General features: G+C 58.0%; 15 protein-coding genes, 2 tRNA genes and 1 riboswitch. Of the genes, 3 read left to right on the top strand and 14 right to left on the bottom strand.

Annotated elements, in window-relative coordinates; genetic code table 11:
- Positions 1-476 precede the first annotated feature (476 nt).
- From K6T64_RS15330 to K6T64_RS15265, 14 genes are all read right to left on the bottom strand, one after another.
- Positions 477-770: a hypothetical protein gene (locus K6T64_RS15330; protein WP_288010928.1), complete on the bottom strand. Its 294-nt coding sequence runs from the start codon at positions 768-770 to the stop codon at positions 477-479.
- 41 nt (positions 771-811) lie between these two features.
- A complete protein-coding gene (locus K6T64_RS15325) occupies positions 812-1,126 on the bottom strand; it encodes a hypothetical protein (RefSeq protein ID WP_288010926.1) in 315 nt (104 codons plus the stop codon).
- A 294-nt stretch (positions 1,127-1,420) separates the two neighbouring features.
- The gene (locus tag K6T64_RS15320) at positions 1,421-2,371 is read right to left on the bottom strand and encodes a tyrosine-type recombinase/integrase (protein ID WP_170085402.1); all 951 of its coding nucleotides are present in this window, start codon (positions 2,369-2,371) and stop codon (positions 1,421-1,423) included.
- A gap of 106 nt (positions 2,372-2,477) precedes the next feature.
- Positions 2,478-2,553: transfer RNA gene (locus K6T64_RS15315), tRNA-Ala, on the bottom strand.
- A gap of 3 nt (positions 2,554-2,556) precedes the next feature.
- A tRNA-Leu gene (locus tag K6T64_RS15310) sits at positions 2,557-2,641 on the bottom strand.
- Positions 2,642-2,916: 275 nt separating this feature from the next.
- The gene (locus K6T64_RS15305) at positions 2,917-3,282 is read right to left on the bottom strand and encodes a hypothetical protein (protein ID WP_100667498.1); all 366 of its coding nucleotides are present in this window, start codon (positions 3,280-3,282) and stop codon (positions 2,917-2,919) included.
- 61 nt (positions 3,283-3,343) lie between these two features.
- Positions 3,344-3,772 carry a Fur family transcriptional regulator gene (locus tag K6T64_RS15300; RefSeq protein WP_100667497.1) on the bottom strand — a complete coding sequence of 143 codons (429 nt, stop codon included), beginning with the start codon at positions 3,770-3,772 and terminating at the stop codon, positions 3,344-3,346.
- Positions 3,773-3,995: 223 nt separating this feature from the next.
- Positions 3,996-4,754 carry a 3D domain-containing protein gene (locus K6T64_RS15295; protein ID WP_288010924.1) on the bottom strand — a complete coding sequence of 253 codons (759 nt, stop codon included), beginning with the start codon at positions 4,752-4,754 and terminating at the stop codon, positions 3,996-3,998.
- A gap of 4 nt (positions 4,755-4,758) precedes the next feature.
- Positions 4,759-4,908, bottom strand: a riboswitch (cyclic di-AMP (ydaO/yuaA leader).
- Between the two features lie 93 nt (positions 4,909-5,001).
- Positions 5,002-6,012: a stage V sporulation protein AD gene (spoVAD, locus tag K6T64_RS15290; RefSeq protein ID WP_170085401.1), complete on the bottom strand. Its 1,011-nt coding sequence runs from the start codon at positions 6,010-6,012 to the stop codon at positions 5,002-5,004.
- Between the two features lie 21 nt (positions 6,013-6,033).
- A complete protein-coding gene (spoVAC, locus tag K6T64_RS15285) occupies positions 6,034-6,504 on the bottom strand; it encodes a stage V sporulation protein AC (RefSeq protein WP_100667494.1) in 471 nt (156 codons plus the stop codon).
- Entirely contained in the window at positions 6,501-7,373 is an 873-nt protein-coding gene (locus K6T64_RS15280; RefSeq protein WP_288010923.1) for a DUF421 domain-containing protein, read from the bottom strand. The genes spoVAC and K6T64_RS15280 overlap by 4 nt, the downstream gene beginning before the upstream one ends.
- A 92-nt stretch (positions 7,374-7,465) precedes the next feature.
- On the bottom strand, positions 7,466-7,672 hold the full coding sequence (locus K6T64_RS15275) for a DUF1657 domain-containing protein (RefSeq protein WP_100667492.1): 207 nt from the start codon (positions 7,670-7,672) through the stop codon (positions 7,466-7,468).
- A gap of 80 nt (positions 7,673-7,752) precedes the next feature.
- A complete protein-coding gene (locus K6T64_RS15270) occupies positions 7,753-9,153 on the bottom strand; it encodes a sensor histidine kinase (RefSeq protein ID WP_100667491.1) in 1,401 nt (466 codons plus the stop codon).
- Positions 9,150-9,836 (bottom strand): response regulator transcription factor, encoded by a 687-nt coding sequence (locus K6T64_RS15265; RefSeq protein WP_100667490.1) that lies wholly within the window; start codon positions 9,834-9,836, stop codon positions 9,150-9,152. Before K6T64_RS15265 ends, K6T64_RS15270 begins: the two co-directional genes overlap by 4 nt.
- Positions 9,837-9,977: 141 nt before the next feature.
- On the opposite strand from K6T64_RS15265, the gene K6T64_RS15260 reads away from it, so the two are divergent.
- The 3 genes from K6T64_RS15260 to K6T64_RS15250 form a co-directional block, all read left to right on the top strand.
- Positions 9,978-10,193 (top strand): spore coat associated protein CotJA, encoded by a 216-nt coding sequence (locus tag K6T64_RS15260; RefSeq protein ID WP_170085396.1) that lies wholly within the window; start codon positions 9,978-9,980, stop codon positions 10,191-10,193.
- Positions 10,193-10,456, top strand: a complete 264-nt coding sequence (locus tag K6T64_RS15255; RefSeq protein WP_100667488.1) for a spore coat protein CotJB — start codon at positions 10,193-10,195, stop codon at positions 10,454-10,456. The genes K6T64_RS15260 and K6T64_RS15255 overlap by 1 nt, the downstream gene beginning before the upstream one ends.
- A 27-nt stretch (positions 10,457-10,483) precedes the next feature.
- Positions 10,484-10,823, top strand: a 340-nt coding sequence (locus tag K6T64_RS15250; RefSeq protein ID WP_288010922.1) for a manganese catalase family protein, incomplete at its 3' end; no start/stop codon positions are given.

The raw sequence follows: 10,823 nt of genomic DNA, 5'->3' as shown, positions 1-10,823 counted from the left end.
CCGGACTGGCTCCGCATCCCACCAAAAGCGTTCCGACAAGCACAAGGCCCCCGACAAGCGTCACACCCTTACCCACTAGCATTCCTCTCCTTTGTTTTGGTTGTTCGCGCGGGGAGGATGAAATCTCGTCCCCCCTTCCTGGAGTAAGACCACGGGGATAGAGATGGTTTCGGGTCTAGGGCTCCAAAAAGCTGAGCGTCAAATTTGACGGGCAGGTGGCCTCACTTTTGAGGCCAGTAGCTACGATGGCGGCAACCGGTCCAATTTTGGGCCCGTCGGAGACAACCGGCTCAACGTTGAGCCCGTCTAACGCCCTCAATTCTGAGGCGGTTCATTTCTATTCAACGGCCCCACTTTTGGGGTGGTTGTCCTCCTTGTCAGACGCCCCTCAAATTTGAGGGGCAGGTGCCCCCACTTTTGGGGGCAGTGAGCAGACGACAGAGGGCCGGGACAGGCGTCCCGACCCCTCGCCGCAGTCATTCGTTCACAAAGACCTGCTCAACGGCCTCCGCAAGCCAGTCCAGTCGGATTTCTCTCAAGTCGTCCGCTATCCGTTGCCCATTGGAAGCGCTGTAAGTTTTGTCGAATGTAAACCGTGGTATCCCCCGTCTGCTCCTGCCCGAGACGTCCCTTTCGTCGTGAACGACAACGCGAACCTTCTCGTCGTCCAGAAATTGAATCATCCAACGCCATGCGCCGCCTCCGAACGAGACCCTGCCCAAATGGACAACCGTGTCATCCAGTTCGATAACGTAATCTTGGTAGGTCATGCTCGTTTCTTACCTCCCCACCCGCCGAAGGTATGGGTAACTTACGCATACCTTTCGGCGCGGACCTGTTCAACAAGCTCGGCAAGCCCATCAAGTTGGCTTTCCCGAAGGTCGGCGGCCAACCGGCGTTCGTCGAACTCCCGGCGTAAGTACGTCTTGTCAAACGCATAGTCCCAGCGTCTAGGCTTCCCGTCCTTCCCGGGCTGCCCAAGCTCGAAGTGAAGGGCTATGCGAACGGTCCCATCCTCGATAACGGCTTGCATCTCCCACTTGTCACCGTGGACGTTCTCGAGTATTGTCTTGAGTGTCCGAATGGTCTTGTCGGGCAGTTCGATGGTGCGCATTTCAACACTCATGTTGGTATCCTCCCTTGATAATTCCATATCTTGCCTCTTTCTTTAAGAAAGAGGCAAATTCCTCCAATTCCTTAGGTCACGACGCAATTCGTCGGAACCTGTTTCACCTGTTTTTAGCAAGTGAACCGTTGCTCTTGACCTTCCTCGCCGTAAGCATGCTCATGCCCGTCCAATGGTCATTGAGCCGGAGCCCGCGTATCTTACAATACTGCCGCTTGGCGTCCCGGCTGTCATAGGCCCAGAATGGCATCCACGGCCCGTTTGGAGACTTGACCTCGTAGAGGTATTTCGGCTTCATCTTGCTCTTTTCCCCCTTTTGCGGTTAGGCAGAAGTTTGGTCAACGGCGAGGCCATGTCATGCTGTTGGCGCATATCCCCGTCTGTCAGAGCTACGTAACGTTTGGTCATCGTAAGGTCAGCATGGCCCAGCATCTTTTGCAGAGCCAGGGCATGACCGCCATTGCGAAGGAACTCCAAAGCGAACACGTGGCGCAGGGAATACGGCGTCAGACGGACGCCAAGGGGACGCGAATACTTCTGCAAACGGTCGAGCCAGGAGTAACGGGACAGTTCCGTCCCGTCCTGGGACGCAAAGACGGGCACGTCAGGCCCCCAGGACTCAGGCCTTGCAGCCAGGAGCTCACGGATGGCCTTGACGGTGGCGGGACTGATGGGGAGTGTGCGGTCAACCTTCGTCTTGCTTGCCTCCGCCCTCACATAGACCTCCCCGGACCTCAGGTTCACGTCATCCGGGAGCAAGCGGGCGGCCTCACGGGGACGAATGCCCGTATCGAGTTGAAGGAGTATCAGGCCATAATCCCGCCGCCCGACGTAGGTGGAGCGGTCAGGCAGTTGAAGGAGGCGCTGGAGGACGTCCGGTTCGATATTCACGATGCGGTGCCCCGCCTTGCGCTTTTTGAACCCTTCAATGGGATTCTCGGTCATGTATCCCTGCTTCCGGCACCAATCGAAAAACGTCTTGAGGTAGGCTGTACGAATGTTGTAGGTGGCCGGCTTAATGTCCTCGCTCAGGAATTTCAGAACGCCCGCTTTTGGATTCTCCCACGTTTCCGGATAGCGCAGATACAACAGACTCAGGACCTGACGCTGGCTTTTCAGTGTGGCAGGGCGAAGGCCTTCCGCCTTGCGAACCATGAGATATTCTTCAATCGCATCCTGCCAGGACACCTTGACACGATTCTCCCGAACCGTCCGCTTTGCCCTGGCTTGCCTGGCCCTGGCCATAAGAAAACCCCCTTTCCCGTAGTCGTTTCACAACGGAAAAGGGGGAGTCTTGTAAGCTTGACGGGCTCCGTCAGACCTAGCTGTACTCCTGCGATTATTCCCGATTTGGTGGAGGTAAGCGGATTCGAACCGCTGGCCTCTAGAGTGCGATTCTAGCGCTCTCCCAACTGAGCTATACCCCCACGTGGTGCCGAAGGTCGGACTCGAACCGACATGGGTTTCCCCGCACGATTTTGAGTCGTGTGCGTCTGCCAATTCCGCCACTTCGGCATCGCTTCTGAATCCTCGGCACCTGACTGCCGAGTCCCGGAGTTCAGTGTCCAAATCCCCGTTCGTCCTCGGGATCTAGACGCAAGGATGATTATATAAGCCAACTCGCCGCCGTGTCAACCCCCCCAATTTATTTTAACAGACGAACATTCCGCAACACACAAGACGCTGATCCAGACCGCCGCGATGGCAAACCGCCTCCCCGGGCAGGGCCGTAGCCAAGGCTCTCCTTCGCCCTGGACTACGGCTCTCCGTTCCTTCGAATGCCGTTTTCGTCAGTTACTGACGACCCACCGATCCCCTTCTTTGGTCAAAACAAGCACAGCGTTAGGATCATTGTAAAACTGCACCCTCGCCTCGGAACCGGTATTGGAGACCAGCTTCACATTCACTGCGTTCTGATCGAGGTTCTGCCACAACTGTCGCAGGACGTGGTCCGCCTGGCCGCTGTTGCGGAAACTGCTGCTCAAAAACTGACTTGCTTTGTCAAACTGCTGAAGCTCTACGTAGCCGATAAAATTATTCGCCACTGCTACGGGATCTTTGGCTTGTCGAACCGGATCCATCACGAACTGTAAGACGACCAGGAATAATACCCCAAGGACAAAAACGATGCCGGCTACCCTTCGTCCCTGCAACATCTTTCGCCTCCATCGCGATCGGCATGTGCGGCCGAAATTCCTATTCTACTTAACGCCATCCTCAAGAAGGCCGCTGACGGCATTCCCGGCAGAGACCGTGAACCTCGATCCGCTGTTCCGTCACCGCGAAGCCCAGTTCCTCTTCCATCGCCTCGGCCAGCCCGTCCAATTGCGGGTGATAAAAATCGACGATCTTGCCGCAACGGTCACACACCGCATGATGGTGCGGGACCATATTGACATCAAAGCGGCTTGCGTGATCTCCGGCCGTCAGTTCCCGAACCAAGCCCGCCTCCTGAAACGCCCGCAGATTGTTATACACCGTCGCCACGCTCACATTGGGATAGGACGGTTGAATGGCCCGATAAATCTCATCTGCCGTAGGATGCGTTCGATGAGACAACAGGTATTGGAGGATGGCCGTCCGTTGCGGGGTGATGCGAACACCGCGCCCTTTCAACAGACCCACCGCTTCATCGTAGGACCGCATGGCCACCACCTCTCACATCTCTCTAGCTCCCTATAAATATGATTATATGAGAAAACCGCGGTTTTTGCATAGGTTTAAACTGGGAACACTTTTTGTCCATCCTTCGACAAAATCTCTGTCATTCCGACAATCCTTGCATATCCGCCGGCACCCATCAAAGTTGCTCCACCTTCAAAAAACAGGGGCCGATTCAGGAACTCCCCTGAAAACGGCCCCGCTCCTTTTACTTCCCCAAGACTTGCACAGTCACCTGTTGCATCCCGATGTCGAGCAGTTGTTGCTGATCCAGCGGCAAGAACACGTCGATGCGATTGCCCTTGATGGCTCCTCCCATGTCCGAGGCCACGGCGTAAAAACCGTCCGGCGAGATGCCCGGAGCGTGAAAACCTTTGATCAGCACCCGGGATCCCAGTGGAATCACCCTCGGATCCACGGCCACAACGCCTACCCGCAGAGGCTGGCCAAAGGCATCCACATCCCCATATGGGCCGGAGTTCCCCGGCCCATACACCGTGGCGGTCATGGTCCTGACCGCCCCCTGGGAAGGCGCTTGCGCCTGCCGCTGAACCGGCTGTCGGTTCACGGGTTTCACGACTGGCTTCACCGCCGTCGCCGCAGGTTTTGGTGCCGTCTGCCGGACTTCCTTCTTCACGGGAGCCGGATCGGGAGCCTTGGCGGGCGGTGCGGAGACCTCCGCAGGCCGCCCGTTGCCCTGGGTAGTGTTTTGCGGAGCGGGAGCAGCCGATTCACCCGGCGCCGGGGCCGGCTGTGCCTTGGATCCCTCATCTCCGCGATGCACGGTCACGGTTGCCCCGGCCTCGGTCGGCGAAAGGGAGCGACTCGCCAATCCGGAGACACCGTCACCGCCATCAGATTTGACCGAGAAAGCGTGATACAGGGAGGGACCGAACGCCCCTGTTCCCACCGACTGCATGCCGAACGACAACGATGCCGCCAGCACCAACCATACGGAAGGGCTCACTTCCCTCTCTCCTTTCGGCGGCCTCCGGGGTTAGCTGCCGGGTTCGGTCGAAAGGTCGCCCGATGACCACCGGGTCATTTCACCCCACACATTTGGTTCCCCCGTACGCCACGCCCGGAATTCCGGAACTGTGGCGACTCGGCCGGTCGTTTTTTCAAAGGTCGTGTCCCAGTATACCCGCGACATCCCCGGATATCCATATGAAGTTGGCGGATCTTTGTCCAATTTTTGGGCGCCCTATAACAAATCACCCATCTCCATCCATGACTAAACTCACCGCGTGACAGATCCCCGGAATGCTGTCCCCTTGTTTCACGCTGGTCGGAGAATGAAGCGCACCGGTCCCGCATAAGAGCACCCTCCGATAGCGACCCTGACGCATCTGATTGACCGCCCACCCGTACATCACCACAGCCGAGCACCCGGCTCCACTGCCCCCGGCGAATGCCCCTTGGTCTTCCCGGTAGATCATCACCCCGCAATCTTCAACCCGTTCGGTTGGCGTAACCCCTTGGCCTTCCAGAAGCTGCTTGGCAAAGGTGAGCCCAACCCGGGCTAGATCCCCGGTGAGAATGAGACCGTAATCGTCGAGACTCCGACCGAGATCCTGCAAATGAGCCACAATGGTCGCCACCGCTGCCGGGGCCTCGGCGCTGCCCATGTCAAAAGGATCCTTCAGTCCCGAATCCACCACCCTGCCGAAGGTGGCCGCCTCCACCCGGGGGCCCGTCCCGGGTTCTAACAGGGCCACACCCGCTCCGGTGACGGTCCGCTGGGCGTAGGGAGGTTTTTGAACCCCATACTCATTGGGAAATCGATACAATTTTTCCGCCGCATATGTGTGACTCACTGCTCCGGTCATCACCCGGTCCACCGCGCCGCTCTCCATCATCATCGCCGACAGGGCCAACCCTTCCACCGTCGTGCCACAGGCGCTGTAGATGCCCAAATACATCGAGCCGAGGGAACTCGCCGCAAAATTCGTGGTGGTGATCTGATCCATCAGGTCCCCGCCGATGTACAAAGGAATGTCTTCTTTCTCCAACTGCGCTTTGCGCATGGCCAGATCCATCGCTTCCTTGAGCAGCGTCCGTTCCGCTTTTTCCCAGGTCTTCTGCCCCATGCGCATATCGTCGTGGAGCCGGTCAAAATACTTCGCTAAAGGCCCCTCCGCCTCTTTTTGTCCCACCACCACCCCGGTGGTACGAATGCCTATCTGCCGTTCGAAGACATAGGTTTGATGGCCTACCCGTCCCATTCCGCCACCTCCTCCCGGTTCTCACGAACCGGCGACCCACAGTGCTTTGACCAAGGCAACGAAAAAAGCTGCAGTCACCCCGAAGGCGAGAATTGGCCCGGCCAATTTAAACATCTGCGCCGCCGTCCCCAGGACCAGGCCTTCGGACCGGTGTTCAATCGCCGCGCTGGCCATTGAATTGGCAAACCCCGTCACCGGAACCGCCGACCCCGCACCGGCCCACTGGGCGAAGCGGTCATAGACACCCAACCCCGTGGCCAAGATTGAGAGAGCGATCAACGTGGCCACCGTGGGACCCGCCGCCATCTCTTTGTCCACGCCAAACCACCGCATCCATCCCGTCTGAATCAGCTGCCCGAGCAGGCAAAGAACCCCGCCGACGAAAAATGCGCGGATGCAGTTTTTCACCAGCGGGACGGGTTTCCGAATCTTCATCACACGTTCCGCATAGGCCCGCTGGGTCGGAGTGGTCTTCGCGTCTTTTGGCCTCACCCTACCCCGCCTCCCCGCAAAAACGGCTCAATTCCCCGAACCACGTGGTCCAGATCTTTAGCCAACTGCTCATATTGCCCTTTAGAAGCCATTTTTTCGCTCTGAAGGGCGAACATCTCAAGATTCGCCTGAGCCTGTTTCAGTAGCGCGAGCGTTGCCTGGCGATGGGTTGACGCCGGAACTGGCAGGTTATCGTCATAGAGATCGACATACAGATTCCCTTGGGAATCCACCTGCCCGAGAAACACATTGGATAAGAGGACCCCCTTTCGCTCCAGCTCCGCCAAGAGCCACCCGGGATCCAAATTTGCCTTGGTGAGGGCCTCGTGATTGATGTGGCCGTCCTCGATCACCACGTGAGGTTCATTGCGCAACTCGGCCGGAACCGACAAATCCCGGCGGGTCGGCTGTTCCAAGTCCGCCTTTTTTAGCACAGTCAGCTGTCCGCTTGCCTCGAGCACCGCAAACTCCACGTCGGCCACGTGAAACACGTTGCGCTGGCGCAGTTGTTGCATCAAATCATCAATGGAATACCTCACCTTTCGCAGGTTATCCTCCATCACCTTCCCCTGGCGGATCACCACCACCGGATTGCCATTCAGAAAGCGCCGCACCCATTTAAAATGCAACGCCATATACGACAGGAGAAACGGGAGAAACACCCAGACCATCAGGCTGGAGAATCCCTTCCCCATTTCTCCTTCCAAATTATAGGACAGGTTGGCGGCAATGTCGCCCATGGTGATGGCCGAGACAAAGTCGATGAAAGACAATTGGGAAATCTCCCGTTTGCCCAGGATCTTGGTAAACAGCAGCAGGATGAAAAAGATGACAATGGAGCGTAGGAAAGCGCTGACCGCCCCGTCCACGACAGCCCACCTCCCCGCCGGCCCTGGGGTTACGCGGAGGCGGTTCAGCGGGAACCCGGGTGGAGTTCCCGCTGAACTCCCCGCTTTTGCAATCAGAACCCCTTGTACTCCGGTTCCTGCTGTTCCATCTGCGTCACCCGGCTTTGCAGCGTGTTAATGATCGACTGCGTCTGGGTGGCGGCGTCGGTAAACGCTTTTTTGGCCGCTTTGTCCTGCGTTTGCAAGGCGAATTGCTCCAGGGACGCCTGGGCCGATTTCAGACCTGCTAACGTTTGTTTTACTTGAGACGCCACAGTCACGGATCCCTCACCTCCCGTTGACAGTGTGTCCGGGCTACCGGGATTTCGTGCAGCAGCCCCCTCTGGGAATTCATTCCTCCTCAGTCCTGTTGGTCCCTACGAAAGCCATCAGGGCGGGGAGACGTACGATCGCTGACCGTTAAATCTTTAGGAAGGCGAACGGTAAAGGTCGTGCCTTTTCCCAGCTTGGATTCGACACCGATCCGGCCTCCGTGAGCCTCGACGAACTCCTTGGCAATAGCCAGTCCCAGGCCGGTCCCACCCTCTTCCCGGGACCGAGCCTCGTCAGACCGAAAGAATCGGTCAAAGATGTGCGGGAGATGTTCCGGCCGAATCCCCGGGCCCGTGTCCGACACGGCCAGGATGGCTTCCGATCCTTCCTGTCGCGCGACGATGCGGATGGCGCCCCCGGTGGGTGTGTAGCGGAGGGCGTTGCCAACCAGATTGACGATCACTTGGGTCATCCGGTGCGGGTCTACGTAGACGGGAATGGAATCGCTCGCTTCCAAAGTGAGGGTAATCTCCTTGGCCTCAGCCTCGATTTGAAAGTTATCAACAATGCGCCCAGCCAAGGCGGTGAGATCTGTCCATGTTTTTTCAAGGGGAAGTCGGCCGGCTTCGGCCAACGAAAGTTGATGAAGATCCCCGACGAGGCGGGTCAACCGCATCACTTCATCCTGAATAGGGAGTAATGTCTCAGGCTCGGCGCGCTTAACCCCTTGCTGGATGAGTTCCAACTGCCCCTGGATGATAGTCAGCGGCGTCCGCAATTCGTGGGCGACGTCCGCCACCAGGTGGCGGCGGGTCTCTTCGATTCTCGACAACTGGAGGGCCATCTCATTAAAAGCCTGGGCCACTTCTCCGAATTCGTCCCGGGTGGCGATGGAAAGCCTCGGCCCGAGGTCCCCCTTTTGAATGCGCCGGGTGGCATCGATGAGCGCCCGAAGCGGTTCGGTGATCCGCCGGGCCAACCAGGCCGCTACGAGGAGGGCCGCCACCGTCGTCAGGATCACGCCGGTCACCGTTGCCAAGGTCATCGAGTGCAAAATCGTACCTTCAATCTTCGCGAGACCCTGGATGTTTTGATCGGACACCCACAGAATCCCCACCGTTTGTCCGGCGACCGTCACCGGAACTTCCCAACCCGTTCCAAGGTCCGGATGGCCGCCGCCCACACCGAGGGACAACACGACCCGTCGTTGAGAATCTAACAGCAAGAATCGCAACGGTTCCTTTTTCGTCGCCAGCTGCTGGCTGACCACCGCCGTCACAAACTGACCGACCCCCTCCCAGGAACCGTCATTTTGCACATAATAATAAGCCAGCAGCTGTTCCCACTGCTGGACCTGGCCCTGGCGGGCCGCCATTGCATACTGCTGAAACAGATGTTTGACATACCCTTGGGAAATGGTGAGAAAAACGGCGGCCATGAACAGGATCAGAGCCGCCATCCCCAAGAACAATTTGTCCCGGACTTTCACAGGCGCTCACCGAATCGGTATCCGACCCCATACACCGTTTGAATATATCGCGGTTCCGCGGGATCATCCTCGATTTTTTTCCTCAAATGACTAACGTGAGTATCCACCGTTCGCTCGTAGTTGAGGTAGGTCTCCCCCAGGGCGCTTTGTAACAGTTGCAGACGGCTGTAAACCGTCCCTGGCCTGGAAGCGAGGGTCACGAGAATTTTGAACTCCGTCGGGGTGAGAACAATCTCCTGATCCCCTTTCCACACCCGGAATTTCGTCTCGTCGATCGTCAAATCACCCCGGCGCAGCACCGAAGGCTCGTCCCCGCCCCCCTGGGTGCGCCGCAACACCGAGCGAATTCGGGCAGCCAATTCCCGCAGGCTGAAGGGTTTGGTGATGTAATCATCGGCCCCCACCTCAAGGCCGACGATCTTATCCGCCTCTTCCGTCCGGGCCGTCACCATGATGATGCCCACGCTGCCCATTCGACGCAGCTCCCGACAAACATCGAGGCCGCTCATCTCGGGCAACATCCAGTCCAGGACCACGAGGTCCGGTTGATGTTTCTGAAAAACCTCCAGGGCCTCCCGGCCGGTTTGGGCGGTAACGATTCGGAACCCCTCCCCTTGCAGGAACGTCGCCATGACGTCCAGGACCCGCGGTTCATCGTCCACCAACAAGAGCGTCGCTTCCATGTCGACCCCGTCCTTTACCCTCGATTGATGTCATTATACCGGACAATCTTGAAGAACTGTTGAAGAAAGGCCCAAATTCGGGGCTCTTGCCCGTCCTTTCGCATAGTATGGCGTGAACAATGCCCAGCGGGAGGGAGTGCCGTGTTCACCCAACAAAAAGTGTACTACCCTTATGTGAGTCCCCACGATCCTTGTACGCCCATCCGACAAAAATTCTACCAAACGCCTCCAGAGCTGTACCTGGGATTTCAGCCACCGGGTCTGCCCCAGTACCCAGCCCGGGAGGCCCTGCACCGGGGGACCCTGTGGCCGGCGTTATACAGCCCGTACGGGGAACCCCATCGGGGGGATCACTGATGAAACCACCCGTACCCGAAGAGTATTACCAGTGGCTGGAACAGCTGCAAACGGTCGATTTTGTGTTGATGGAGTTGCATTTGTACCTGGACACCCACCCGGGGGACGTCCAAGCGCTCCAACAATACCGAGCGTGGAACGAGCGCCGGAAAGCCATCGCGGCCGGGTTCGAAACACGGTTCGGACCCTTGACCGCCGGGGGCAACGGGCGGTCCGCCCATCATTGGGAATGGGTGGAAAGTCCTTGGCCCTGGCAAGTTTAACCTGGGCGCTGACGAGGAGGGATGACGATGTGGGTATATGAGAAAAAGCTGCAATACCCGGTCCGGGTGAGCCAGTGCAACCCACGGCTCGCCAAATATTTGATCGAACAGTACGGCGGAGCGGATGGGGAGTTGGCCGCCGCCCTCCGATACCTCAATCAGCGTTACACCATTCCCGATCGGATCGCGGGCCTGCTTACGGACATCGGAACCGAAGAGTTTGGTCACCTGGAGATGATCGCCACGATGGTGTACAAACTCACCAAAGATGCGACCCTGGAACAGTTGCAAGAAGCCGGGCTCGGCGACCACGTGGCAGACCACGGACCGGCACTCTTTTACCACAACGCGGCTGGAGCGCCCTTTA

Source organism: Kyrpidia sp., assembly GCF_023512215.1.
GTDB lineage: Bacteria > Bacillota > Bacilli > Kyrpidiales > Kyrpidiaceae > Kyrpidia > Kyrpidia spormannii.
The sequence above is the reverse complement of the archived record's forward strand: the minus strand, read 5'-3'. Positions and strand labels throughout refer to the sequence as shown.